Origin of the sequence: Amorphoplanes digitatis (assembly GCF_014205335.1) — a bacterium.
In the GTDB taxonomy this organism is placed as follows: domain Bacteria; phylum Actinomycetota; class Actinomycetes; order Mycobacteriales; family Micromonosporaceae; genus Actinoplanes; species Actinoplanes digitatus.
In genome coordinates this window covers 2,170,699-2,195,543 of the sequence record NZ_JACHNH010000001.1, presented here as the reverse complement: position 1 = coordinate 2,195,543, position 24,845 = coordinate 2,170,699, and the positions used below count along the sequence as shown (strand labels likewise).

Sequence of the window (24,845 nt, the reverse complement as noted above, 5' to 3'; positions counted from 1 at the left end):
TCGTCACTCGTCAATTGTGAGGAAAACCGAACCGCGGAATACCCGTAGATCGACCCGACAGGCAGGGGAGCTTACTGACTTCTAGGGGTTGACAATCGACGTCAGAGCGGAATGTTCCCATGGACGCCACGGGCCACGGGTGCGGCGGCAAGCGCCTCGGCGATCTTCAGGCGAGTCTGCGCCGGCTCGATCACCTCGTCGATCAGACCCAGTTCGGCCGCGCGCTCCACCCCGCCGGCGACCTTCTCGTGCTCGACGATCAGCCGCGCCTCCAGCTCGGCCCGCTCGTGCCCGGCCGCGGCGGCCAGCTCGCGACGCTTGAGGATGCCGACGGCCGCCTTCGCGCCCATCACCGCGACCTCGGCGCTCGGCCAGGCGAACACGCGCGTCGCGCCGAGCGAGCGGGAGTTCATCGCGATGTACGCGCCGCCGTACGCCTTGCGCATGTGCAGCGTCACCCGGGGCACCACTGCCTCGGCGAACGCGTGCAGCAACTTGGCGCCCCGGCGCACCACCCCGCCCAGCTCCTGGTCCACGCCGGGCAGGTAGCCGGGCACGTCGACCAGCACCACCAGGGGGACGGCGAACGCGTCGCACAGCCGCACGAACCGCGCCGCCTTCTCCGCGGACAGCGAGTCCAGGCAGCCGCCTCGGCGCAGCGGGTTGTTCGCCACCACGCCGACCGTGCGCCCGCCGAGGCGGCCGAGCCCGATCACGATGTTCGGCGCCCACCGGGCCTGCAACTCCTCAAAGGAGCCGGCGTCCAGCACGGCGTGCGCGACCGGCCGCACGTCGTACGCCCGGCGCACGTTCTCCGGCAACGCCACCGCCGGCATCGGTGCGGCCGCCGCGCCCAGGTCGAATCGCCCCGGTGCGGCGAACAGCGTGACCAGCCGGCGGCACCGCGCGTAAGCGTCCGGCTCGTCGGCGGCGACCACGTGCACGACCCCGGAGTGCCTGCCATGCGACACCGGTCCGCCGAGGCCCTCCTGGTCGATGTCCTCGCCGGTCACGGCCCGGACCACCTCCGGACCGGTGACGAAGATGCGACCGGCCCTGGACATGATCACCACGTCGGTGAGCGCCGGCCCGTACGCCGCGCCGCCCGCCGCCGGACCGACCACGACGGACAACTGCGGCACCCGCCCCGAGGCTCGGACCATTGCGGCGAAGACCTTGCCGACTCCGTCCATCGAGTGCACGCCCTCGGCCAGCCGCGCGCCGCCGGAGTGCCAGATTCCGATCACCGGCAGGCGCTGCGAGACCGCCAGGTCGATGGCCGCGGCGATGCGCACGCACCCGTCGTGGCCCATCGCGCCGCCCATCCGGGTGCCGTCGGTACAGAACACCACCACGTCTCTGCCGGAGATCCGGCCGCGCGCGGCCTGCACGCCGAGGTCGTCGGGCTCGTTCAGCAGCGTCTCGGTGCCGGCGTCCAGCAGCTGACCGATGCGGAACAGCGGGTCGCGTACCTCGACGGTTGGCTCGATGGCATTGATGACCGCTGTCATGACCGCCCGTTCGCTCGGCAACTGTCAGCCTCATGAGACGGCACCGTCGGATAGGCGAATTGCTAGATTCGGCGGGCGAGGTCCGGCAGACCGGACAGACCGGCAACCGGCGCTGTCAAACTGGCGGCCATGACGGCGATCGAGAGCCTGGCGCTGACCAACTACGGGCACTTCACCACCATGCGGGTGGAGGACGGCCGGGTCCGCGGGCTGGGAATGCACCTGGACCGCCTGGTCAGCGACTGCGCCACCCTGTTCTCCGCCGAGCTCTGTCCCGCGAACCTCCGGGAGCGGATCCGCGGTGCGGTGGCCGGCCTCGAGGGACCGGTCACCGTCCGCGTCTCGGTGACCGACCCGGGCCTGTCACTGGCCCGGCCGTCCGCGCCGGCCCACCCGGAGCTACTGATCACCACCCGCCCAGCCCCGCCGGAGGATCAACCACCCCTTCGCGTACGGTCCGCCCGCTACGTCCGTGACGTGCCCGCGGTAAAACACACCGGACTCTTCGGCTCGCTGTTCGAGCGGCGCCGCGCCCAGCTCGACGGCTACGACGACGCGCTGTTCATCGGCCCGGACGGCCTGATCTCCGAGGGCGTTACCTGGAACATCGGCTTCTTCGACGCCAACAACCTGATCTGGCCACTGGCCGACGTGCTGCCCGGCGTGACGGCACGGCTGCTGGCCGCCGCACACGACGGGCCACAGCGCAGCGAGCCGATCAGCCTGTCCGGGCTGGCTGGCATGACCACCGCCTTCGCCACCAACTCGACCGGGGGAATCCGGCCGATCGCCTCGATCGACACGACCTGCTTCGACACCGTGAACCCACTACTCGACCTGCTGCGCAAGCAGTACGTCGACCTCGTACCGAAAGTCATCTGACGGGGAATCCGCGGGGTCGCCGGGCGTTCTGCACCGTCGACCCGGCAATCCTTTTCATGCTCAGCCACCGAGGCTCCGTTGCATTGTCGCGTCTGGCCGCAGGCTGAGCCCGTGGTCCGAGTTTCCGATCAGATCGCTCGGGCGAGTTCAGCAAACGCCGCTGCGACCCGCAGGGCGGGTGGTACGTCCAGTGTGAGCTCGTAGTGGCCGCACCGGAGGTTCTGCATGAACGCGTGTCCGGCGATGACGACGCTGGCAATGCGGTCGGTTCGCAGGCCACGCATCCTGCCCGTACCGGCGCGGCATCTCGTCCGAAGCCCAGCCCATCAGCAGCATCAGGTCACCTTCGTTGCCGCCGTTGAGTTTCCATTCATGAGCAAAGGTGTGCCGCCACCGATGGGCATGCACATGATCTACCCCGGCCGCCTCCCCCAACCGCCGAAGACGCACCTTGATCGCCCCCGGCTGCAACGGACGCAGGCCTCGAACCGACAGCCACAACTGCGGAACCTCCGAGGCACCCTCGCGCCGACCCCGCACACGGACATACCGGCTCACAGCACGAGCGGTGACCGGCCCGAACCGCACCCGGCGGTCCTTGCCTCCCTTACCGTGCAGCCAAACCGACTCGGTGTTCAGATCCACATCGGAGACACACAGGTCACCGATCTCCGTCAGCCGTGCCCCCGTACTGCAGAACATCCGGATGATCGCCTGATCACGGATCTGCGCGAACCCATTGCCATGGCAAACGGCGAGAAGCCGACGCGTCTCGTCGTCGGTCATGATCGGGATCAGGGTCTGCCCCAAGCGAGGCTTCGGCACCACCGCCATCGGCGACGTATCGACCTCTCCCTCCTCAACCAACCAGGCGAAGAACTGCTGCAACGACTTGTGCTTGTTCAACGCCGTCGCCGCCGACCGCGACTCCACCATCCACGCCTGGAACGCGAGCAACTCTCTTCTCGTCACAGACGCCGGATTACCCGCACCGCCCGAGCTGGGATCCTCCCGCCGCAGATAGCCGGCCAACTGCGCAGCCGCGAGCAGATAGATGTAACGGGTGGTCGGCGGATGGTTCTTCGCCCGTAACGTGCGGTCCCAGTCCCGCAACAGCCCGGACCAGACCGTGCTGCTGCGCACGCCGGCCAGCAACCTCGCGATGCTCATCACGCACCTCCCACGGCCCACGACCCGGAAGAAGTTGAATCTTCTGCGTCTCCCCCAGCTTTCCCACGCTGCAGGGTGACATCAAGACACCTCACTCTCCTGGAGTACCGCCCTCTGAACTGCGGAAACAGCCAACAAGAGACGGCAGAAGACGCCGAGTCAAGGGACCAAGCGCGCGTCCCTACAACCACAAAATGAGCTGCCAAAACAGGCGATGACTACCGTCGGAAGTCGGGCCGAGTCAAGGGACCCAATGCGTCCCCTGATCCATCAGCGTGAATGAAAACGAGGTTCCCGCAGGCCATGTGACCTGCGGAAACCTCCGATTGTCGGGCTGACAGGATTTGAACCTGCGACCCCTTGACCCCCAGCAGCTGAAAGGCCCAGCGACGTGCTCGATAACGTTTTACCAGGTCACTGAAAAGTATACTCGGCCGAGTAAAGGTGTCCAGCTCGACCACCCTTTCGAGAGGCAGCGTCAACCACCTGACCTGCATCTTTGCGGCTATGTTTCACCAGAGGGCTCCTCTCAGCAAATCCTGCCATCGCGGTCGAGCCTCTTCGGGAGGCGCGCCACTGTGGTCGAGAGGAATTCGCCGATGAGGCGCCCGGCCTGCGAAGCGCAGCAGACAGTTCCTCTACTGGCTGCCGTCCGCAAGAAGGCTACGGCTGCCCTCATAGGAACTGCAGTGGTGGCGATGTCCATCAAGCGGTCCAGCAGGTACCACCGCGGGGCCATTCTTGGGGCAAGAGCTGATGGAGGAATAGAACAAAGCATTCAATGCTCAGCTGTGGGAATCCCCTGCGCGTTGAGATAGGCCGCGAGGCGCCCTCGGAATTCGATTGGAACGGCTAAGCCAAGAAGGCGGCGCGCTCGGGTCACAGCAACGTAGAGAACACGGATGGACTCGGAGGCACCGATTTGGGTGCCGAGCCATTCTTCCATCGTTGTTGTGGTGTTCTCCGACGGTCTTTGGGGCATACAGACGAGAACGGCTTCTGCTTGGTCGCCTTTGACGTGGTGCACGGTGCTGATTCGAGGCGTTCCTATTGTGCTGGATGCGGGGTTCGGAAGTGTTGCCGTCTTTCGAGCTGTTGCCGGAGCGTTCTTGGGAGTTGACAGCCTTGCGGTTGTGCGACTCAGACCCGTTGTAGGCGGGTGTTCGTTGAGGACCTTGGTGGCAGTGGCGAGCCAGTCTTTGGTTGGCTGGTCTAGGGGCGGCATTGCGGTGCGGATTCGTAAGAACAGACGGTCGAGTGTCGCGAGATCGAGCCCGTGCTCTTTGACAGCTGAGGCAAGCGTCTGGGAGTCGGCTCCGGGGTACCACCAGCGCAACACTGTGCGGGCAAGGATGCTGCGGGCGAGTTCCCTGCTTTTGGTGGGTGCGCCGGGAAACTCGTTGAGGATGCCGGTGGACCAGATGAGCGCGGCGCTGCCGTTGCTGGGTGCTTGGGCGGGGCCAGCATGTTTCTTCGGCAGGGTGGCGCGTGCGTGCGCCAGAATCATGCAGTTTTCTGCGGCGATCTCCCGGCTGGCTGCGTAGCCGAGGAAGTCGTTGACTGCGGCGTCCTGCTGGGCGGCGTTGTACAGAAGGATCGGTGCGTCGTCAGCGTGGTGGTCCGCGATGGCAGTGTCGGCAGGGCGGCTGGTGCTTCGCAGGGTCGCGGCGAGGCGGCAGATGGTGCTGGTACTTCTCCAGTTGCGGGTGATCGTCTGGGGTCCAAGCCGGTCGGTGAGGTTGGTCAGGTTGGTCGCTCCGGCGCCGCGGAAGTCGTAGATGGCTTGGTCTGGGTCGGCGACTACGACCAGCGGGACGCCGTGCTCGTACAGCGTTGTCAGGATATGCAGGTCGGTGGCGGAGCAGTCCTGGGCCTCGTCGACGATGAGTTCGTCGTACTTGGCGGTGAGGATCCGTGCGATGTAGGGGCCGTGATTGCGCAGGTGCCGGCAAGACGCGGAACGTAGTTCCGCGCCGGTGAGGTAGCCCTTGCCAGCCAGCTGGCTTCGGCGGGCGAGGACCGCTTCCTTCCAACCGGGCTTCTCGCCGATCCGTTTAGCTGGCCCGATCAGTCGTACGGAGTAGATGCCGTTGATGTCTGGCTCGAACTGGATGTCTTCGAGCTGATAGGTCGACTGATCGACTCGAACGGGTCGGTACTCGGCTGGGGCGTCGCGCCATGAGTCGAGGCGCTGCCATGGGGTGCCGGTCTTCAAGAAGGGCCGGACGAGGTGGAGCCAGAGGAAGGTGTCGAAGGTGCCGACGAAGTGGGGGTGGTCGGTCAGGTCGAGGCGGTTCTCGGTGTCGCACCGTCGGTTGATCTCTGCGGCGGCGACACGGGTGAAGGAGGTGATGGCGCGCCCTTTGCGGGCGGGGACGGGGCGGTTGATGTGGCGGTCGACGATGAGGCGCGTTTTCCCGGCACCGGGACAGGCGATCACGGCGAACGGCGGATCGGCGGCGGCCAGTTCTGCTTGGGCAGTGATGGCGTGGTGCCGTTCGGCGTCGAGGTCGAGATTCGGGTTCACCGGGCAGGCTCCGCGGTTGACCAGGCCAGCGCGTCGCTGAGGTAGGTGGGCACGGGCCAAGAGGTGCCGGCGGCCTCGAGGAAGTCCTGAGCGAAGTCGCCTTTGCGCAGTTGCGCGTCGGACAGCTTCTTGGCGAAGGCCTTCTTGCGTCCCTCGAGATCTTGGATCGCCTCGATCTCGGTCTTGGCGGTGGTCCAGGCTTTCGGTTGCTGGGCCTTCCAGGCGGCCCAGATGGCGGGGGCGTTGCCTGCGCCCAACAGTTCGGGCTCGAGTGTGGTGGTGGAGTGGAAGACCCGAGCGTGGGCTGAGGCGCCGAGGGAGACGATCAGGTTGTTGAGCGTGCGGATGCGCTCTGCGCCCGTCTGGTTGGCGTTCTGTTGGTCCCCGTCGGTGATCACGGCGACGCGGTGGCCGGCTCGGACACCGTTGGCCGAGGTGAGTAGGACCCGCACGTAGGGTTCGAAGTCGACGCCGTCGATCGGTACAAGGACGGTGCCGAGGAATCGGGCGCGTTCCAGCGAGCCGGCGGGTAGGAGGCGGGTGGCCGCAGCGGGCAGGATCAGTGCGTCGGCGATGCCTTCGACGAGGATTACGCGAGGGCTGAACAGCATGGCGCTGCGGGTGGCGTTCAGGTATCGGTTGAGTTTGCGGATGTGGTCGTCGCCGAGCCGCAGCTGAGCGATCCCGGTGGCGGCTGTCTCGTAGCGCGCCCATTCGCGGACTTTTGCCGCGTTGGTCGTAGGTTCGGTGGCCTCCTTCGGGCGCCGCTGCAGGACGACGAGGTCGGTGACACGGGTCGAGGCTGCCAGGGAGGGTGCGTGGCTGGTGACGATGACCTGGATGTAGCCGCGCCAGTTGTTGCTGGGCGGGTTGGCGCGGCTGGCAGCGGCGGCGTCGCGCAGGTAGTCCATGAGCAGGGCCTGCAGCGGTGGATGCAGGTGCGCCTCGGGTTCCTCGACCAGAAGCAGGGTCAGGTCGGCTTCGGCGGCTGCTTCCAGCTGGGTGAGCACATGGGCGATGTAGAGCAGGTTCGCGTAGCCCATGCCTGAGTCCGCGATGTCGCGGGGGTCGAGGCCGGCGTCGGCCATACGGACGCGCAGTGAGCGGGCGAGGGACTGGATGGTGGCTGCTTCGAAGCCGAGGGCGGTGTCCTGCTCGTAGGCGCCGCGGGTGAGACGCTGTAGCGGTTCGGCTACCTTCCGGGCGGCTGCGCCGAGGAGGTCATGGTTCTGGATCTCCTGGAAGCGGCTTTGTGCGTGAGCAAGTAGTTCGTCGCGTCGGCTGGGCTGGCCTTCGGGCCGGGGCTCTTTGTCGGCGTCGGCGAGCAGGCTCTCGATGATCATTTGCACGCCAGTTGCTGTACTGCTGCCCAGGTCCCGTACGGCGTCTCGGAGGGCGGGCAGGTAGACGTGCCGGATCCGTTCGCGGGCACGAGGGGCCGGGTCGACTGGGTCGGCGCCGTTGCCGGCTGTCCAGTCGATTCGGCCGCGCAGCACGCCCGGCTGCGGTGGGGTGTATCGCAGGGTGAACCGAGCTTCCGGCGTGTCCGGGGCTGTCGCGTGAAGGTACGGGGCGAGGTCTTCGACGCTGCCGCTGTACGCGGCGGTCATCGTGACCGCTTCAGCTCCGGGACGCCGGAAGAGATCATCACTGCTCAGGTAGCGGGTACGGCGTCCGTCGAGTGGTTCGGTGAGCAGCCGAATGGCCTCGATGAAGTTGGACTTGCCGCTGCTGTTCTCCCCCACCAGGACGCTGAGGTCGCGGTCGAGCTTCACCGACGCGCTGGCGATCGAGCGGAAGTCCTCAATCTCGAGGTGGTCGAGGTACATATGCGAGCCCTCGCTTCGGCCAGGTCCCGGCATGAGGGTTCGGCGGGACGTGAGGTGTGCTCGCAGGACGATATGAGATCGGCTGGCGACAAGGGCCGGGATCGCCGGGATCTGTTCGTAAACGGTCTGATTGGCCTGGCGAGATACGGCGATATCGGTGAAGATCATCGGCCTGTCGTCTGGTGGAGGTGCACGTGCGAACGACCGCTATGTGGTGATGATCGATACCCTCGCCCGGGTCACCCGATCGAGTGCCCCGGGCCGACAGCTGATCGGCTCGACGCCGGCGCCCTGCGGAATATCCCGCGAGACCGTGAAACGCTCGGATTTGGCCGACTACGGCTACAGGTACAACCCGCGTCATGAGATAGCCGCGTCGGCGAGAGGTGGTGAGCGCACGCACGGCCGCAGGCGCCCCATCGCACGGCCGTGCTCGCCCGGCACGTTCACCACCTTTACGTCGTGGCCTGCGGATCGTCAGTCGAAGCTGGCGGGGTCCACGAAGGTGTCGGTCGCCCGCAGGTATGGCACGGCGCGCGTCCATTCCCCGAGCAGCTTGGCGAAGCCGTCGGAGTCGGTCGCCGGCGCCGTGCCGAGTGTGCGCATGCCGGATCCGTCGACGTGTTCCTTGACGACCATTGGCGCGAACGGATCGTCCGCCCACTCGCCGCGACGCTTCTGCTCGGGTTGCACGTAAAACACGCGAGCGGCTTGGTCGCCGCGCGGGTCGCCGAAGACCAGGTGTGCTTGCAGAGGATCGTGTTCCGCGTCGGCGCGGCCGCCGGACGCGATACACGCCGCCACGAGCTGCTCAATGCGGACGAGCTGCTCGCGGCATCCCCATCGTCGCGCCGGGCTCTGCTCTCGGCCCCACGCCCGGGTGATCCAGCTCGCGGCTCCTTCGGGCAGCGGTCCGTCCTCACCGGCGCGGGTCGACCGCCCGACCTCGCAAATCTGCCAGACACGGGAGGCAGCGTCGGGGTCGTGGCCGTAGGGGAGCATGCGCAGTGCCTCGGCGCGGGCGGCAGCGTCGGCGGCAAGCTCGTCGGCGATGGTCAGGCGTTGTGTCCGCGAGAGCGCTTGGAACACTTCGGGGGCCTCGGAGCTCAGCAGTCGCTCGAGGTCGGTGTGGCTCGGTTCCGTACGGTGCCGGCACCCGTCGACGAGGTTCACGGGCACTGGGCTGATGGTCTCCTGCGGCTGCCGTAATTGTGCGACGAGACGACTGATCGCGTCCTCGAGGGCCGAGTGGCTGTCGAGGAAGGCGGCCGCGTCCCACCCTGACTCGGAAAGCCCGGTCATCATCGCGGACAGCCGCTGCGCGTCAACGCGGTCGTCCAGAGTGGTTACTTTGGCGCTCTGGTCGCAGTATTCGCCCGACCAGGTAGCGATCACGGTTGTACGTGGGCCGTTCGGGAGCACGCTGTAGCTGGTCATGTGTCAGATCCTCCGGGCACGGATCGCCACAGGGCTTCCGCGCACACGCGCGATCAAACCCTAGGCAAGGTCAAAAAGTGTCTGGTAGCTCCGCAGCACTACTGCAGCGCCGATCCGTGAGGGACACCCTCACACGCGAGCGTGCTGTTCGGCAAGCGCGGCGCGCTGACCAAGCTGCCTGCCTCCCCGGCCGGGACTCGGACGGCGGCGGTCCTGGCGGCTTTGAGGAAGTCCTGGGTCGGCCAGCCGAGAATTCAGGTCGACGCGGTCTTGACGTGGGCGTGCGGAATCACCGATTTCGTCCGATATTCGGGATAAGATGCCACCTGTGCCATCGTTGATCCCGACCGCGTGCCCTCGTGCTGTATCCCGTCCTGGCTGAGCTGGGCCGCTTCGAGCTTCGTACGCACGATGTCTGCGTCGCGTGTGGCATCCTCGTCGCAGGTTTGGTTTTCGGCGCTCAGGTCCGGCGGCGCGCTCGGCTGGGCCGGCCGGTCGACGACCGGATCTGGGTGGTCGTGGCCGGCGCACTCGTCGGTGGTGCGCTGCTCAGCCGCTTGGGCACCTGGCTTCAGCACCTCGATCTGCGAGACAACGCCACCCTGGTCGAGCAGTGGCTGTACGGCAGCCGAAGCATCCTGTCCGGCCTGGTGGGCGCCTACGTCGGCGCGCTGCTGGCCAAGCGGCTGTGCGGCTACCCGGGCCGTACCGGTGACCTGTTCGCCCCGTCGGTCGCGATCGGCATGGCGGTCGGTCGGGTCGGCTGTCTGCTGTCGGAGCTGCCGGGCACCCCGACCGCTCTGCCGTGGGGCGTGACGTTGAGTCCGGCCGAGGCGGCGCAGGTGCCCGGTGGGCTGGCCGGTGTCCCGCTGCACCCGTCGTTCCTCTACGAGATCGCGTTTCACCTGCTCGCGTTCGTGGTGCTGCTGTGGCTGCGCGACCGGATGACCGTGGCTGACGAGGGGGAACTGCTGACGCTCTACCTCATCTGGTACGCCGTTTTCCGCTTCGCGGTCGAGTTCGTGCGCGGCAACGCCGCGGTGGCGGCTGGCTTGACGCGCCCCCAGTTGTTCCTGCTCGCCTGCGCGCCGCTCGCGGTATGGCACGCCGTGCGCCGCCGCCGGGCGTGCGCCGCGGCCCGGTACCGAACGGAGATCAACGCGTGACTGGTTGGCAGCAGAACACTCCGGTGCCGCCACCGCGGCGGCGCCCGATCGAGTTTCGCCGGGTCGCGATCGGGTTCGGGATCGCGATGGGCGTAAACCTGTTGATCCTGGTGCCGATGCTGTTCGGGTTGGGCACCCAGGATGGCGTGATTTTCGGCGGGTTCCTCTACCTCATCCTGCAGGTTCTGCTCGTCCCTGGCCTGCTCGTCACCGGCATTGTGCAGACCATTCGACAGGACGGGGGCATCGGCGTGGGCCTGATGATCGGGTGGGCGATCGGCGGGCTCGTGTCGTTCGGCGGCTGCATCGCCCTGCTGAACGCCGGAGGGGTGTGATGACGACGGGGATGGGCCTGCGCGGCGACAGAATCCGCCGGTACGTCAACGCGTTCTGCCCGCGGTGTCACGACGAACAACCGAACCGTCCGCTGGAGACGGTCGAGCGGCTCTCCGGCTGGCTCGCCGAGCGCGACGAGCGGGTCTGGCTGGAGCGGGGCTGCCGCGCACACGGTCTGGTGCGGACGCTGTACGACGAGTCGCCGGAGATCCTCACCTATCTGGAGCGGTGGACCGCGCCGACGAAGACCCACCAGCCCGATACGCGGGGGAACTTCGAGCCGGTGCCGGCCGCGTACCTTCGTGGGCTGCCGGAGATGCAGACCCAGCACACCTGCATCCTGCTGGCCGACCTCACCGACCATTGCAACCTGCGCTGCCCCACCTGTTTCACCGACTCGTCACCGGCCATTGCCGGCGTGGTCCCGCTGGCGGACGTGCTCGCCAGCATCGACGTCCGGCTGTCGCGCGAGAACGGCCGCATCGACGTCCTGATGCTCTCCGGCGGCGAGCCCACGCTCCACCCGCACTTCGCCGAACTGCTTCGCGAGGTGGTGGCCCGCAACGTCGTCCGCGTACTGGTCAACACGAACGGGGTCACGATCGCCCGCGACGACCGGCTGCTCGACCTCCTCGCGGCCCACCGCGACCGGGTCGAGGTCTACCTGCAGTACGACGGACCGTCGGCGGCGACGAGCCGGCACCATCGCGGGGCGGACCTGAGCCGGCTCAAGGAACGGGCGATCGACCGGCTCAGCGAGCGCGGGATCTTCACCACGCTCACCATGACCGCCGCCCTCGGCGTCAACGACGACGAGATCGGCGCCGTGCTGAAACGGGCGCTGGACACGGCGTACGTCGGCGGAATATGCATCCAGCCGCAGTTCGGCTCCGGCCGATCCCGGCCGATCGACCCGAACGAGCGGCTCACCCACACCGGTGTGCTCGCCCGGCTCGGCCCACAGACCGGCGGGATCGTCACCTGGCCCGACCTCACCGCTCTGCCCTGCTCGCACCCGCACTGCTGCTCGGTCGGCTACCTGCTGCGCGACGACACGGGCGAATGGCGTTCGCTCACCGCGCTCATCGGCCACGACCGCCTACGGGAGTTTCTCGACCTGGAGCCCGACGCGATCGCCAACCGGATCGCGGACACGCAGCTGCCGGCGATGCTGCGCGCGACGGTCAAGGACTCGCTACTCGGTCTGCTCTCCGAGCAGTCCTCGTTGTCGCATCCCAACGTCGGTGAGCTGTGGCGGGACATCTGCGATAACTGCGATCTCGGCATCTCCACGCTGACCACGCTCGCCTCGTCGGCGCTGCCCGGCGGCAGGACGCGGCTGCGCAGGCTGCTCGGCGAGCGGGTCAAGCGGGTCACCGTCAAACCGTTCATGGACATGCACACGATGATCGAGGAGCGGCTGACCCAGTGCTGCGTGCACGTCGCCACCCGCGATCAGGACCGGCACCAGTGCGCGCCGTTCTGCGCGGTACAGGCCTGGCCGGCGCTGTCCGCCCAACGCCTTCCAGGGACCCGGACGTGAGCGGGCCGGGCCAGCCGTACGACCCACTGCGGCTATGCGTATACGCCACTGTGGCACTGATCGCGTGGGTGGCCGGCCCCCTGGCGGTCGTGGCCTTCGCCGCGCTGGGTTTCGCCGGCTATTGGCGGGCCCGGCGCGCTGGGCTGACGCGGTCCCGATGCGTGCTCCGCGACACCCGCCTGGTCCTGGGCTATCTCGGAGCACTCGCCTTGGCGGGCGTGGCTGGCGTTGCCTGGCACATTGCGACGTAGTGACCGGCATTCGACTCGGCGTAGCCGAAATCCGGGAGCCCGTCACCATGGCTGGGCAGTGACAGATATCCACTCGTTGGCCGTCAACCGCTCGGCGCCTTGCCGCCTTCGGGTTACGGCGGCGGGCATCAGCACGCCAGGTAGCCCTGGAGCTCGGCAAGCCGTGCGGTGATGGTGGCCGGGTCGGCGCGGTAGCGCACGAGTTTGCCATCGCGGCTGGACTGGACGAGGCCTCCGCGGCGCAAGATGGCCAGCTGTTCCGAGTTCGTGGACTGGCCGAGCCGGCCTCGCCGCCGCCCGCGCCGCCCGCGCCGCCATGGCCCGGGGCTGGCGGCCGGTCGTGCTCGACGCTTCCGGCGGCGCGGGCGGTTCCTGGCCCCAGTACTACGACAGCCGGGTCCGTTGCGTTGCGGAATCGGCAGACACGCTCAGCCCGCGGGACGCGTTTGGTCAGATCGCGTGGGCGAGTTCGGTGAACGCTGCGGCGACCCGCAGCGCGGGTCGGGCGTCGACTCCGAGCTCGTAGTGGCCGCGGCGTAGGTTCTGCATGAAGGCGTGCCCAGCGATCACGACCTGTGCTGTTCGATCTGTTTGCAGGCCGCGCATCGGTCTCTGCCGACGCTTGAGCTGGCCGTGATCGGCCTCGATCGGATTGGTGGCGTACTGCTCGACGTGATGCCACACCGAGGGCAGCAGTTCATCCAGAACGGCTGGGTAGACCGGAGCCGCGTCAGTCACGACCTCGCCCGGGATCACCTTCAGCGTGCGCAGCGCCCGGGTGAAGAACCGCCGGGCCGACTGGGCGTCCCGGCGGACCGACAGCAGGACGTCGATGACCTGGCCGTACTGGTCGATCGCCCGGTAGGCGTAGCGCCACACGCCGTTGACCTTCACGTAGGTCTCGTCGACGAACCAGCGGTCACCCGGCGCGTGCCGGGCGAATCGGGCGGCGTCGGCCAGCAAGGGATTGAACCGTTACACCCACCGGAAGATCGTCACGTGATCGACCTCGATCCCGCGTTCGGCGAGCAGCTCTCCACGTCGCGGTAGGAGAGGCCGTAGCGCACGTACCAGCGCACCGCCACCATGATCACCTCGGCCGGGAATCGGAAGCCGGCGAACGCCGAGCGGGGAGCAGACCAAGAGCGCGGCCGAACAGCATGCGTCACCGGTCAAGCCAGCCCGGTCTCTCCGATCGGCGAACGCAACGGAGCCCTCGCGCCTAACACTTCATTGCGGCGGCTGTTCAGTGGGATGACGCACGACGCCCAACCAGCCTAGGAACCTAGATGACTGCCATCCACACCATGCAGAGCCTGGGATCGCAACGTCAATTCGCCTTCCCAACTTCGCTTTCATCTCTTCGCGCGGAGCGTCACCGCGTCGAGTTATAAGGACGCGCATTACCTCCGGCCCGATGCGACCATTGGAGGACCGAAAACCAGAACAAAGGATCGATGACCAAAGTGCCTCACGACAGAAATACTCAGGAACGCGACGAACTACTGACTATTAACGAGGTCGCCGATATTCTCAAAATCCCAGTCGGAACCCTTCGAAAGTGGCGCACCGAAGGGAACGGTCCGGAGGGCTTTCGCTTGGGAAAATATGTGCGGTTCCGGCATTCCGCCGTCAACCGTTTCATCTCTGCTCGAGAAGCGGCGAACCAATAACCTGCCGGGTAATTGATAGTACAAAATGGACGAAATCTGACGTACCGCAGTCCCTGAAAGTCGCATGACACAACACCCGCGGCCCGCCGACCGACGTGAAAACCCTACGCAACACGGCAGGTGTCAGCCACCTCAAGGCCTGATGATCTCTTTGAGGCTGGCGAGCGAAACCGGTACAACCCTCAGCGCCAGCAGGTCACCGCGCCTCGTCGGATGGACGACCTCGATCCATTCCCGACCGCCGAACTCGGTCATGCATCGCGGCAACGCCCTCAGATACCGGCGCTCGAAGCCTGCGAAGTAGGGCGTTTCCCGATCGCGAACGTCGCGGCCGTGCGGATGCACCTGCGCGGGGTCGATCCCGCGACCGATCAGGTGCGCGAAAACAGCTCGTCCCGCTCGATGAAGGGGGCTGTTTGGGCTCCACCGACGTTCTAGGTGCTGGCGGGCCAGCGGATGATCGACGTCGTCAACGACCTCGAGGCAGAGTCGCTCCACGGTGAGAGCGCCTTTGTCGATCGCCTCGACGAAGTACTCGCGGTCGGACAGACGTAGCCAGCGCTCCATTCCTTCGAACTGGGGCAACATCGCATGGCGTTCAGCCCTGCCGGCCTCGGGATCTTCCTTGATGGCATGCAGGCGCGTCAGCGCCGTCTCCAAGCTGTCCCCGCGGCGCCACAGCAACGTCAGGTCGAGGTGAGACTGATCGCGTCCTTCGAACATGAAGCTCACGCCCCGTTTACGGCCTACGAGCGCCTGTCGGAAAACACGGCGGGGATCATAGCCGTTGCTCAATCCCTCGATGAATTCGGCGCTCCATCGTTCATCGCGGTCGAACTCCACATTCAGGTCGACGTCACCCGGTTGCAGCGCTCCCCTCGCGAACGACCCAAACACGTACACCTCACGGACCAGCCGCAATGGCCACTCCCCCTGGCCCTCGACAAGACGCTCCAGCACGTCCTCAGTCAGCGCTAGCGCCCGCTGACGTTCCATGACTCACTTCCCTCGTCTCGTCGAGAAGAACGGCCTCCCGCCTCACCCGCCTTCGCTCTGCTACGCGCTTTCGCAGATCGCTCCGCAAGTTGCAGCATGTAAGCCCGCCGCGCATGCTCTGCCATCTTCGCTCGAACCTCGGGCTCCAGGACGCCGAGCGGGTCCACTTGCTTCTCGAAGCGTGCCAGGAACGACGCCGTCGCCTGCGCGGTGCGGCCTTGCCGATCCGCGGTGTTCGCCCACGACGCGTGCGCCGCGATCCGCGCCTTGCGCGTCCGCTGCCGCGGGTTCAGCGCCATCCCGGTCACCTCCTCCTGCTGCTCAGACTCGTTCGCCGATACGCAGCCGCGCATGCATCTGCTGCGCCCGCTCCGCCGCCGCGCTCGCCCCGTACCTGCGGGGCATGTCGTCGGACGCCCAGCCGAGCACCATCATCAAGTCGCCTGTGTCGCCGCCGGCCAGCTTCCACTCGTGCGCGAAGTTGTGCCGCCACCGGTGCGCATGGACGTTGGCCACGCCGGCGGCCTCGCCCCGGCGCCGCAGCATGATCTTGATGCCGTTCGAGGCAAGCGGCGTCTCGCCCTTCTCGGGCAGCCACAACGCCGGCAAACCCGCGGCCCGCCGGCGGGCTCGTAACCGCAGGTACTTACTCAGCGCGCGGCCGGTCCGCGGACCGAAGCGGACCCGGCGGTCCTTCATGCCCTTGCCGTGGAAGAGCAGCGAGTCGTTGTTGAGGTCCGCGTCGTCGAGCTCCAGACCGGCGACCTCCGACAGGCGGGCGCCGGTGTTGTAGAAGACTCGGATGATCGCCGCGTCGCGCAGCGACAGGAAGTCCTTGCCCTTGCACGTCGCCAAGATCTTCGCGGTGTCGTCATCGCCGAGGATCGGGATGAGCCGCTGCTCGGTCTTCGGCTGCCGCACTCGATCCAGCGGCGAACGCTCCAGGTCCTCCTCTTCGACCAGCCACTTGAAGAACTGCTGCAGGCTCTTGTGCTTGTTCAGCGCAGTGGACGCGGAACGGGTCTCGATCATCCATGCCTGGAATACCTCGACATGCCGTTTCTTCACCGCGGTCGGGTCGAGGGCGGCACCGGAGCCGGCGTACTCGGATTCTTCGGAGCACAGGTAGCGGGCCAGCTGGGCGACGGCGAGGAGATAGTTGTAGCGGGTCGTCTCCGGGCGGTTCGCGGCGCGCAGGGTCCGGTCCCAGTCGCGCAGGAAGCCGGCCCAGTCACCGCCCTCGAGGCCTTCGCACAGGGAGTTGAGTTTGAACAGGGGCATGTCTGGTCACCTGCCGAGTCAAGGGGTCTACAAGCGGCGTGCTCGACCCGGCAGAACGTTCCAAGATCGCAAAAGAGGGCCTCTGACCTGCAGAGACCCTCTCGCTGTCGGGCTGACAGGATTTGAACCTGCGACCCCTTGACCCCCAGCCCGTTGAGGTTGGCGTTTCCGCACGTCAAGCGCGATGCGCAGCGTTCGCCACGGGTGTCAAGTGTGGAGGTCCACGCACAGGCATGCATACCGTGCGGTCCCCACTCGGTCCCCGGCACTGGTCGCAACTAGGGGTGATCCGTCGCGTACCCAAGGTGTCATTTACTACGCCTTCATGGAGGAGGTATCGCCCCCCTTCCACTATCATTTCAATTCTGCGGTGAACCTAATTCCGTAGGCAACAAGCAGAAATAGCACAGAAAGGGCAGCAGAAATCCATACGAATGCATTGTCCCATCCGTAGGTCAACGCAAGGCGCGCCGCTTCATAGAGCACAACGGTCGCAAAAGCGAAATCGAATAGCCGATTTTGCACACTCTCCGCAAACTTGAGCAGCCATGCTTTTTCCAAATGATGATATGGAACATTGGTCAGAAGAAGTCCACCCTGGGGCGAGATCGTAACCTCTAAATCGTTGGCGTACATTATCGGAAACCGTTTCATTACGATTCTTGAATACGTGCGACGGCAATTCTCGTAATCGATGTACACGGTGGCAAAGCGTAAAAAGCAGTATGATATAAGAATCGGCGCCCCAAATTGAAGAGCAGTCGGCTTTGCCAACTTAATGCCGAACAACTCAATCTCATTCAAAGTGTTCAACGACAAAAACTCGAAAAGCAAGGCCGCTGCGGTAGCAGCAAATGTGTTCCGCCCCATCCGTCCAACTATCGTCCGCCATACCGACAAAAGTTGTGTCAGGTATTCGCGCAGTAACTCGTCAGTAGCCTCAGGGGATTCGACAAAGGCTTCTACGCGATCTTCAAGAGTTGAATTGTATTCACTTTCAGGGGACTCCGCGGGACGTGGCGTCATGTCATGATTATGTGCGCTGCAAGCAACCCAACACAGCCAAGCCTGCAGGCGGTGGCTGCGCTTAGTCGTGGGGTTTGCGCCCGCGGATGTCGTCCGTGCTCGCGGCGAGGTGCGGGCGGCTATTGGGCGCTGCGGCAGCGCTCGGTGGTCCACCTGCGACAGGGGTACTGCTCATGCTTCGCAGCTGCTTTGCGGCCACCTCAGTCGCTACGAAGATCGCGTTCGGCCAGCCCATGCGGAGCAAGACCTGCTCCTTGATCTTCCCGTGGTGGCGGTTGGCAAGCAGCTCAAAGACGACGAACGACACTGCGAAGAGCGCCATGAACAGCCCTGGGCCCAGGTCCTCGCCATACAGGAAAATCAGTACGACGGCGAGTAGACAGGACATCGCGGCGGATAGAGACCGAAGCAGTTCGGCTGAGCGATATCGCCCTTCGAAGTACAGGAAGGCGTCCCGGTTGTCGGCGAGCCAGTCGACGACCAACTGCTCATCTGCCCGGCCTCGTTCGGCCCGCCGGCGAAGCCGCTCGCTGGACTTTCCGAGAAGGCGCCCGATCGCCGGGGTCGCCAAGTTGACACCGACGCCGATAGGTACCGCCAGAGCGAGTCCAAGCCAGAACGACAGGTCCGAGTCCACGGGAATTCCCCTCCTGACGGGGCGAATGCGGACCACAACTTACACGGGCGGCGATGGACTTCTGTGATTCAGCCCGCGCGGCGGTAGTGCATGGCCACCGCGCCGTTGCGGAGCGGCTCCGCCGAGAGCAGCTCGAGCCGGCGCGTGCCGGGCAGCCCGCCCTGGTACAGCGTCGGGCCGTGGCCGGCGATCCTGGGATGGACGAGCAGCTTGTACTCGTCGATCAGGTCCAGCCGGTCGAGCTCGGTCCCGAGCTTGCCGCTTCCGAGCAGGACCCCGGCCGGCGTCGCGTCCTTGAGCTTCTGCACGCCCTCACGCAGATCGCCGGCGACGTGGTGGCTGTTGGCCCACGGGAAGTCCTTGCGCGTCGACGACACCACGTACTTGGGCTTGCCCTCCAGCTTGACCGCCCACTCGCGCATGGCCGACGGCGCCTCCTCATCGCCGCGGGCGACGGCCGGCCAATAGCTCTCCATCATCTCGTAGGTGACGCGACCCCACAGCATCGCCCCGCCCTCGTCCATAAGCCGGGTGAAGAACGCGTGCGTCTCGTCGTCGGCGATCCCCTCCCGGTGGTCGACACAACCGTCCAGGGTGAGATTGAGGCTGAAGATGAGCAGTCCCATGACCGGCGAGTCTAACGCCACTACGACATCGCATTAAGGACACGGAGGGCTGGGCAATGGTGTGGAACGGTGGGGCGAGGTTCCCCCGCCCCCGCGTAGTCGGTCAGGGAGCTTCCATGCCCCTGGGGCTGGCTGATGGGCCGTTGTGGGGACCATTGACCGTCCGCCTGGGGTCGTGCGGTCTAGCGATGACCTGGTTCGCCAGCGGTGGTAACGACGTGCTGGCGGGGTCCGTTAGACAATGCGGACGCGAGCTCTCACCTGCTCCGGTCAAGAAAGTTGTCTTCACTCCCGGCTTCGGGCAGGTGCGGGCGGTTTCGGGCACTACGGCCGTGCGCCAGGGTAAGAGGTTGCTCCGATGTTCGAGACTGTCACTGTAAGTCCGTCGGCTGCATCCCCGGGTCCCCTGTCGTTGGGGCGCCCGGGTTCGACGTGTCCGTCGTCCTTCGCGGCGAGGGCTGCCGGTCCGCGCCGAACGCGGAGCGGCAAGGCGCGGTCGGCCGACAAGGAGTGGCGGGCGCGCGGCCCGTAGGGCCGCCTTAACTGGCGTACAGAACTCCTCGTTAGACCGCACGACCCCCAGGCCGTTGATGTTGGTGTTTCCGCACGTCAAGCGCGATGCGCAGCGTTCACGCAGATGTCAAGTGTGCGGGTCCGCGCATCGGCGTGCATACCGTGTGGTCCCCAGATAGTCCCCGCCATGGCACGCAGGCGGACGCCTAACTCGTCGAGGTGAGCGACGCGGTCAGGTCGTCTTCAACGGCGACCAGCTCGGCGATCTTGATGGCAATGTCAGCCATCGAGTCATCCGCCGAGTTCAGCCCGTTTCTGGAGGCAAGTAGGGGGCTAATCTTCCGGAGCTCCGCGTAGGTCGTCTCGTGCATGACGGGAATCAGCAGGTCACGTGCAAGAAGCTCTGAGAGCTCCTTGTCAGAGACGCCACCGCTGTCGACGCGTTTTAGTAGCGCCGGGGTGACCAGGACGAGGCCCGTACGCGACTTTGCTAGGCCTCTGTCGATTTCCCGCATGAACGGCAGGCCGAGCACAATGTCCTTCTCGCTGAACCAGACCGACACGCCCTCTGCTACCAGGAGGTCGTGCAACTCCTTAGCAGCACCGCGCCGGTCATCCCACGCGTGGCAGAGGAAGACGTCGCAAAGGTCTGGCTCCTGACGCGCGCGCAACTCGACGGTGCGGCGAACGGGAGTCAGCGCCCGCACCTCGCCAGGCGTGTAAATCACGGACGAGGTGCTCGGCGACCAATGCGGCCGCGTTCTGCCGCTAACGGACCCGCCCCCACCGCTCGCGTTGCCCCCGCTGCTGCTCCGCGGCGTGTAACCCGGCTGCGGGTAGGAGGGCCGGGGCGGTGAGTACCCACGGCGTCGGCCACGGCACGCAGGGCACGCCGCGGCTCCGCTGGAGGTCCGATGGCCCTCGACCGGGGCCGTACATCTACTCATGACCACATCGTAGTCACTGCGGACCCGCGAGCCATCTCGTTGACGTGTAGCCGGGGTCGCCGGCACATTCCAGCAGGTTGCGATCCCTCAGGGGTAACGACGGTCGAGGCCACTCGCAGGCACCTCGACTGTCTGCTCGGCCGCCGCGAACGCACATCGATGCAGGGGCGTCGATGCCAAAGGTGCGAAACTGCCAGGTGCAGTCAGAGCGTTAAAGCGCCTAGTGCAGTAACCAATACGGTCAATGTGGACGGGATAAGGGCGACACTGGGCACGACAAGCATCCGACCGAATTTTGGAACGTCCTGGTGAAAGACGGATACTGACATGTCGAACAACGGCACGTCACCTTCTTCTGGCTCTCGACGCGCGCTGGCCCCGACCGATCGATACAAAGCCCTGAATAGTCGCTCTTGACGTAGATAGTAGGCATCCAGTGCCCAGAATGCCCATGCCGGGATCAACGCTAACGCAATCAGGGGCTGCTGCGAACCGGGCTTTACTGCCGCAGCCGCCAACACCGCCGTCACGAGCGTGACGGACCACCCTCTGACTGTGAATGAATTTTGCGCTAAGCGGTTAACCACGGATTGGATGGCTTCAAGATGTTTAATCTTTGCGTCGATCACATCGACCATTTACGACGCCACCGAACTGCCACTTACACGATCTGCAATCATACGTGAGAGCACCTCGGCATGAGAAGTGGCCTGTTGAAGCAAATCACCTATCGGATCGAAGTTAAGGAAACCACGACCATGCATCTCGTCGAAGGGCGACGGAGCCACGTTAGTCGACCAGATTGGAACAACTTCTCCGGCATCGATACGGGTCTTGTACTGACTTGTCTCAAAGAGTGTCCATCGCTTCTTCCCATACATTTCCCCGAGCACCACTACAACGCAACGCGAGTCGGACGCATAAATTGGCCCCATGTATGCCTCAATATCCTGTCCGAGAAACCGATGCTGCTCAGCATAGTCATAGAACACGGTGTGACCGTTGTCCTCCAAAGCGTTCCTCAAATGCTCTGCGTATGAGCGGTCTTCGCCAGCGAACGACAACGCAAAGTCGTACGTTTCCGCATAGTCAACCTTGGTAAACCCGACTTCCCGCACAAATTCCGGCCATGAGACGTTGCGTAGGTAGAAGATAAGCATTGGATTCTCAATGGCCAGCACTCTCGTATCCGGGTCAAAGTGGAGTATCTTAGAGATATTTTCCTTGTTAGTTAGATTCTCCAAGTAGCCCGCTTCCAGGACGACGCCAACGCTCGCTTTCTCCGTCGGGTGTTTCCTCATTTCATCCGGGATGGAAATACCCCACGAATCCGATTCCGAAAGCCATTTGAGAATGTGGAGGTATGGGGCCCTGCCACCGGGACGGAACTTCGTACCTCGCGCAAAAGCTCGCACAGCCTCACCGAACCGGTCTTTTTGCCGTTCAACTACCCTGCGCTGGATCGCCGAAAAGGATGTAGTTACAGTCACCTCGTCGTCGGGTTTTTCCGTAACCCCCGCTGACACACATGCATCCATGCAAAGGAGTTGCGCGAGATAGAAACTGCCGCGAGCCTTCTCCACCACGTGTTCACTTGCCGAGATCTTGACATTGAATGCGCGCTCACCCGCTGCGACCAGTTCACTGATCTTCGCATCGGGTTCGATCTCAAACTTTACGACGTCGATCCTATTCGACAGATCGGGCGACGACCTAATTAGAGCCTTCCCTGCATCATTGATGCCGATGATGACCAACTTGCGTTTCGGATCCTCTTGATCCGCCGTCACCTTCAACAGGTCCGCAAGGCGCGCTTTCGTTGCGTCTTCAAGGCGGTGAAAGTCGTCAACGACCACAGTGCCGAAGTCACCAAGCTCAGGCAATAGCTCGATGTACTCGACCTCAGCCGGGATCCGGGCGCTCAGCTTCACAACATCTGCCGAAATTTCAAGCTCATCAAGAACCTTCGTAACGGCCGTTGACTTTCCGATACCTGACGGGCCTTCCACGACTACGCCGCGGCCCGGTGTGCGTAACGCAACCTTGAGCCGGCTGAACTCGGACGGCTTGACGAAAGTGTGAGTTGGTACGCCATTGATCTTGAAGACGTCCTCGACAGTGAGCTTGGCCACGGCATCACGATATCGGAGGCGAAGCTGTGCTAGCCAAAGACGTTGCGGCCAGAAGCGTCGGTCATCCCTCGTACTTCCACGTCCGCCTCGCCAGCGAAGCCGCTGCGACATCACTACCGATGGAGGCCCCAAGGGGTCGAGTGACAGCGGACCAACGTGTCACTTCACGTTTCCGCAGGTCACTCTTCGTGGAGTGACCGTAGCGACACCCGGTCGACTACCGGCGTATCACTGCGTCATGGACGAGACCAGCCGCGACCTCAGCGGTGATGCCTCCAGTGTCGATCGAGAGATCCGCCGCGATCGGCTCTGTCTCATCCCACGCTTCCATCCTGGCAGACGAGTCGCCCGTGGCACGGGCGACCACGCGCGCTTCAGCTACCGCGCGCGAACGTCGAGTGTGCAGGGCCCAGGCGCTGGCTGCATAACGTGTGGTCCCCAGATGGTCCCCACCAGTCACCAACTCAGGAAGACATCCCGCAGCCGGTCGGCCGGCTGCTCTGTTGCCCCTCAAGGTCGTACCGTCGTTGCGGGCCTGACACTCATCGCCCGAAGGAGACACCTTGCCAAAGCCCACGTGCTTGACGGGTCACTGCGGTGCCCTCATGGCCGCGCTGAGCGACTACCGTGCACGGGTCTCATCACACTACGACGAAACGCTGCACGAGGTCATCGAGCGGGTCGCGAGCGCGGGAAGTCTGGGAAAGCTTGACATTGGGGCCCTGTACTTCTGGAAACGCATACCGCAGGGCAAGTGGGCCGCAGACCTGATGGTGCTACCGGAGTCCACCGTCCGCGCGATCACGGCGAAGGCAGTCGTGGCCGCCTCGGACCCCACGGCCACTATTCCGAATGCGGGACGCGCAGCGCGTGCAGCACTGCGCCCGCTGCCAGGGTTCAAGACCGGTGATGCCTTGGCATCAGCCGCCATCGTCGCCGCAGCACCCGACCGGATGGCGGTCTACGACCGCCGGGCGCATAAGGGCCTCAAACGACTAGGACTCAAGCTCGCCAACGGCTCGGACCGCTACAGCCGATATATGACCTTGATCGAAGACCTGCGCGCCGAGCTGAACTCGCACGGCTTCGGAACCCGCACAGCGCGCGAAATCGACCTCGCCCTCTACTGGCTCGGCCGCTAGCGGCTCAGCCTTACCTGCACGGCCGCGCCACGTCGCGACGTCGTACCGCTTTGCTGTTCGCCTAGATCTTCCTCTGCATTGCTTCGTCGATATCGACGCCGACGACATCTGCGAAGCGGAGGAGATAGATCATCACGCCAGCGACGCCCGTCGGGTACCGCTCTACCCGTCGGGTTCAGCTCTCGCGTTCCCGACGGCCCCTGGAGTTTGGCAGTGCGAAGGTAGTACCGTCCCTGCCGTGAACGGTGAACAGCTTGCCCTTGCTAGCACATTTGGCCTCGATCCCGACCCTGCACGGGAGCAAATAGCTAGCGCTTTCCTACTCGCCGATCCGCAAGGCATTCGACTCGCGGATGTGTTCCGACGGACTTTCGACTCACTGTATGATGGCCAACACACCGGCCGTTACCGCTGGGATCAGCTAATGAAGACAGAAAAGACCCATTACGGCAGTCTTTTCGAAATCAATTTACGCAGAGCATTTGATGACGTCTTGGACGACGTGCCCGACGAAGATAGCCCGCTCGATTACCGAGTCCTTGGCCATGACATTGACTGCAAATACTCTCAGAGGCTGAACGGCTGGATGCTGCCGCCAGAGTGTTTTAATCACTTGCTCCTTGTCGCAACATCCAGTGACGAGAATGGAACATGGAGCCTCGGTATTGTACGAGCAAGCGAGGCAAACCGCAGAGAGACATCAAACCGCGACAGGAAAACTCAACTCAATCAGCGCGGCGCCTCCCAGATTCAATGGCTATTCCGAAATGCTCAATTGCCGCCAAACATCCTCCTAAGTCTCGACGCCGCCACGATCGCGAAAATCTTCGCATCTTCCTCCGGACAGGCAAGAATCAATAATCTTTGTCGACTAGTTACAGGACGGCGAATTGGACGCAACACAATAGCAACAGTGGCACAGCAAGATGACTACATGGCACGCCTCCGAGATAACGGCGGCGGTGCTCGGACCGTCCTGCGGAAAGAGGGATACCTCATCGCAGGCGACTATGAGGTGCACCGCAGAATCGCTAAGACTCTTGAGCAGCCCGAACCTCAAGCTGGAGAGGTTGTTAGCTTCCGCGTCGTTCCAGCAATGAATTCGGGCCGGCCAACAGTGGAACTTGACGGCAGGCGATGGCGAATCGCCCATGAGGGCGAAGCCGTGACAGAACCCGCGCCAAAACTTCCAGAAATCAAGAAGACCAAGAGGATTTAGA

The 24,845-nt window shown here is 64.7% G+C and carries 21 protein-coding genes and 1 pseudogene; 7 read left to right on the top strand and 15 right to left on the bottom strand.

Translation table 11 applies throughout. The features are described from left to right. Positions 1-101 precede the first annotated feature (101 nt). A complete protein-coding gene (locus BJ971_RS09975; protein WP_184991837.1) occupies positions 102-1,511 on the bottom strand; it encodes an acyl-CoA carboxylase subunit beta in 1,410 nt (469 codons plus the stop codon). A gap of 129 nt (positions 1,512-1,640) precedes the next feature. Between BJ971_RS09975 and BJ971_RS09970 the strand changes: the two genes are divergently transcribed. Beyond that, positions 1,641-2,393, top strand: a complete 753-nt coding sequence (locus BJ971_RS09970; protein ID WP_184991835.1) for an aminotransferase class IV — start codon at positions 1,641-1,643, stop codon at positions 2,391-2,393. Positions 2,394-2,540: 147 nt separating this feature from the next. Here the strand turns inward: BJ971_RS09970 and BJ971_RS09965 are convergent, their stop codons facing one another. From BJ971_RS09965 to BJ971_RS09950, 4 genes are all read right to left on the bottom strand, one after another. Then, a complete protein-coding gene (locus BJ971_RS09965) occupies positions 2,541-3,563 on the bottom strand; it encodes a tyrosine-type recombinase/integrase (RefSeq protein WP_203709336.1) in 1,023 nt (340 codons plus the stop codon). A gap of 778 nt (positions 3,564-4,341) precedes the next feature. Then, positions 4,342-6,090 carry an ATP-dependent helicase gene (locus BJ971_RS09960; RefSeq protein ID WP_184991833.1) on the bottom strand — a complete coding sequence of 583 codons (1,749 nt, stop codon included), beginning with the start codon at positions 6,088-6,090 and terminating at the stop codon, positions 4,342-4,344. Next, entirely contained in the window at positions 6,087-8,087 is a 2,001-nt protein-coding gene (locus tag BJ971_RS09955) for an ATP-dependent nuclease (RefSeq protein ID WP_184991831.1), read from the bottom strand. The genes BJ971_RS09960 and BJ971_RS09955 overlap by 4 nt, the downstream gene beginning before the upstream one ends. Positions 8,088-8,396: 309 nt before the next feature. Next, on the bottom strand, positions 8,397-9,356 hold the full coding sequence (locus BJ971_RS09950) for a hypothetical protein (RefSeq protein ID WP_184991829.1): 960 nt from the start codon (positions 9,354-9,356) through the stop codon (positions 8,397-8,399). A 359-nt stretch (positions 9,357-9,715) separates the two neighbouring features. Between BJ971_RS09950 and BJ971_RS09945 the strand changes: the two genes are divergently transcribed. From BJ971_RS09945 to BJ971_RS09935, 3 genes are read left to right on the top strand one after another with little or no spacing between them, the layout of a single operon-like run. Beyond that, the gene (locus BJ971_RS09945; RefSeq protein WP_203709337.1) at positions 9,716-10,522 is read left to right on the top strand and encodes a prolipoprotein diacylglyceryl transferase; all 807 of its coding nucleotides are present in this window, start codon (positions 9,716-9,718) and stop codon (positions 10,520-10,522) included. Further along, a complete protein-coding gene (locus BJ971_RS09940) occupies positions 10,519-10,857 on the top strand; it encodes a hypothetical protein (RefSeq protein WP_184991827.1) in 339 nt (112 codons plus the stop codon). Before BJ971_RS09945 ends, BJ971_RS09940 begins: the two co-directional genes overlap by 4 nt. Further along, complete coding sequence (locus BJ971_RS09935; protein WP_203709338.1) at positions 10,857-12,401, top strand: radical SAM protein; 1,545 nt, start codon at positions 10,857-10,859, stop codon at positions 12,399-12,401. Before BJ971_RS09940 ends, BJ971_RS09935 begins: the two co-directional genes overlap by 1 nt. A gap of 701 nt (positions 12,402-13,102) precedes the next feature. On the opposite strand, the pseudogene BJ971_RS09925 reads toward BJ971_RS09935, so the two are convergent. Continuing rightward, positions 13,103-13,740, bottom strand: a pseudogene (locus tag BJ971_RS09925) (IS6 family transposase). Between the two features lie 369 nt (positions 13,741-14,109). Between BJ971_RS09925 and BJ971_RS42475 the strand changes: the two are divergent. Continuing rightward, positions 14,110-14,325 (top strand): helix-turn-helix transcriptional regulator, encoded by a 216-nt coding sequence (locus BJ971_RS42475; protein WP_184991825.1) that lies wholly within the window; start codon positions 14,110-14,112, stop codon positions 14,323-14,325. 132 nt (positions 14,326-14,457) lie between these two features. Here the strand turns inward: BJ971_RS42475 and BJ971_RS09915 are convergent, their stop codons facing one another. The 9 genes from BJ971_RS09915 to BJ971_RS42010 all read right to left on the bottom strand — a co-directional run bounded on the left by BJ971_RS09915 (position 14,458) and on the right by BJ971_RS42010 (position 22,483). Beyond that, complete coding sequence (locus tag BJ971_RS09915; protein WP_184991823.1) at positions 14,458-15,321, bottom strand: nucleotidyltransferase domain-containing protein; 864 nt, start codon at positions 15,319-15,321, stop codon at positions 14,458-14,460. Continuing rightward, positions 15,300-15,620, bottom strand: a complete 321-nt coding sequence (locus BJ971_RS09910) for a hypothetical protein (RefSeq protein ID WP_203709339.1) — start codon at positions 15,618-15,620, stop codon at positions 15,300-15,302. The genes BJ971_RS09915 and BJ971_RS09910 overlap by 22 nt, the downstream gene beginning before the upstream one ends. Before the next feature lie 22 nt (positions 15,621-15,642). Further along, a complete protein-coding gene (locus BJ971_RS09905; protein ID WP_184991821.1) occupies positions 15,643-16,602 on the bottom strand; it encodes a tyrosine-type recombinase/integrase in 960 nt (319 codons plus the stop codon). 354 nt (positions 16,603-16,956) lie between these two features. After that, positions 16,957-17,628 carry a hypothetical protein gene (locus BJ971_RS09900; RefSeq protein ID WP_184991819.1) on the bottom strand — a complete coding sequence of 224 codons (672 nt, stop codon included), beginning with the start codon at positions 17,626-17,628 and terminating at the stop codon, positions 16,957-16,959. A gap of 61 nt (positions 17,629-17,689) precedes the next feature. Then, the gene (locus BJ971_RS09895; protein ID WP_184991817.1) at positions 17,690-18,265 is read right to left on the bottom strand and encodes a hypothetical protein; all 576 of its coding nucleotides are present in this window, start codon (positions 18,263-18,265) and stop codon (positions 17,690-17,692) included. 68 nt (positions 18,266-18,333) lie between these two features. Further along, complete coding sequence (locus tag BJ971_RS09890; protein ID WP_184991815.1) at positions 18,334-18,891, bottom strand: dihydrofolate reductase family protein; 558 nt, start codon at positions 18,889-18,891, stop codon at positions 18,334-18,336. A gap of 719 nt (positions 18,892-19,610) precedes the next feature. Continuing rightward, a complete protein-coding gene (locus tag BJ971_RS09885; protein WP_239087480.1) occupies positions 19,611-20,132 on the bottom strand; it encodes a toll/interleukin-1 receptor domain-containing protein in 522 nt (173 codons plus the stop codon). A gap of 422 nt (positions 20,133-20,554) precedes the next feature. After that, positions 20,555-20,989 (bottom strand): hypothetical protein, encoded by a 435-nt coding sequence (locus BJ971_RS09880; RefSeq protein WP_184991811.1) that lies wholly within the window; start codon positions 20,987-20,989, stop codon positions 20,555-20,557. After that, positions 20,990-22,483, bottom strand: a complete 1,494-nt coding sequence (locus BJ971_RS42010; protein WP_184991809.1) for a TIR domain-containing protein — start codon at positions 22,481-22,483, stop codon at positions 20,990-20,992. It lies immediately after the preceding gene. Positions 22,484-23,088: 605 nt separating this feature from the next. Here BJ971_RS42010 and BJ971_RS09870 point away from each other — a divergent pair. Both BJ971_RS09870 and BJ971_RS09865 read left to right on the top strand, forming a co-directional pair. Then, positions 23,089-23,625, top strand: coding sequence for a hypothetical protein (locus BJ971_RS09870; RefSeq protein ID WP_184991807.1), 537 nt, complete (start codon positions 23,089-23,091; stop codon positions 23,623-23,625). Positions 23,626-23,863: 238 nt separating this feature from the next. Then, positions 23,864-24,844 carry a NaeI family type II restriction endonuclease gene (locus BJ971_RS09865; RefSeq protein ID WP_184991805.1) on the top strand — a complete coding sequence of 327 codons (981 nt, stop codon included), beginning with the start codon at positions 23,864-23,866 and terminating at the stop codon, positions 24,842-24,844. The last annotated feature ends 1 nt before the right edge of the window (position 24,845 follow it).

What these genes read in the sequence shown, in the direction of transcription:
- BJ971_RS09975 (WP_184991837.1), bottom strand. Translation starts at nt 1,511, where the DNA reads ATGACAGCGGTCATCAATGCCATCGAGCCAACCGTCGAGGTACGCGAC.
- BJ971_RS09970 (WP_184991835.1), top strand. Translation starts at nt 1,641, where the DNA reads ATGACGGCGATCGAGAGCCTGGCGCTGACCAACTACGGGCACTTCACC.
- BJ971_RS09965 (WP_203709336.1), bottom strand. Translation starts at nt 3,563, where the DNA reads ATGAGCATCGCGAGGTTGCTGGCCGGCGTGCGCAGCAGCACGGTCTGG.
- BJ971_RS09955 (WP_184991831.1), bottom strand. Translation starts at nt 8,087, where the DNA reads ATGATCTTCACCGATATCGCCGTATCTCGCCAGGCCAATCAGACCGTT.
- BJ971_RS09950 (WP_184991829.1), bottom strand. Translation starts at nt 9,356, where the DNA reads ATGACCAGCTACAGCGTGCTCCCGAACGGCCCACGTACAACCGTGATC.
- BJ971_RS09935 (WP_203709338.1), top strand. Translation starts at nt 10,857, where the DNA reads ATGACGACGGGGATGGGCCTGCGCGGCGACAGAATCCGCCGGTACGTC.
- BJ971_RS42475 (WP_184991825.1), top strand. Translation starts at nt 14,110, where the DNA reads ATGACCAAAGTGCCTCACGACAGAAATACTCAGGAACGCGACGAACTA.
- BJ971_RS09915 (WP_184991823.1), bottom strand. Translation starts at nt 15,321, where the DNA reads ATGGAACGTCAGCGGGCGCTAGCGCTGACTGAGGACGTGCTGGAGCGT.
- BJ971_RS09910 (WP_203709339.1), bottom strand. Translation starts at nt 15,620, where the DNA reads ATGGCGCTGAACCCGCGGCAGCGGACGCGCAAGGCGCGGATCGCGGCG.
- BJ971_RS09905 (WP_184991821.1), bottom strand. Translation starts at nt 16,602, where the DNA reads ATGCCCCTGTTCAAACTCAACTCCCTGTGCGAAGGCCTCGAGGGCGGT.
- BJ971_RS09900 (WP_184991819.1), bottom strand. Translation starts at nt 17,628, where the DNA reads ATGACGCCACGTCCCGCGGAGTCCCCTGAAAGTGAATACAATTCAACT.
- BJ971_RS09890 (WP_184991815.1), bottom strand. Translation starts at nt 18,891, where the DNA reads ATGGGACTGCTCATCTTCAGCCTCAATCTCACCCTGGACGGTTGTGTC.
- BJ971_RS09880 (WP_184991811.1), bottom strand. Translation starts at nt 20,989, where the DNA reads ATGGTCGATGTGATCGACGCAAAGATTAAACATCTTGAAGCCATCCAA.
- BJ971_RS09870 (WP_184991807.1), top strand. Translation starts at nt 23,089, where the DNA reads ATGGCCGCGCTGAGCGACTACCGTGCACGGGTCTCATCACACTACGAC.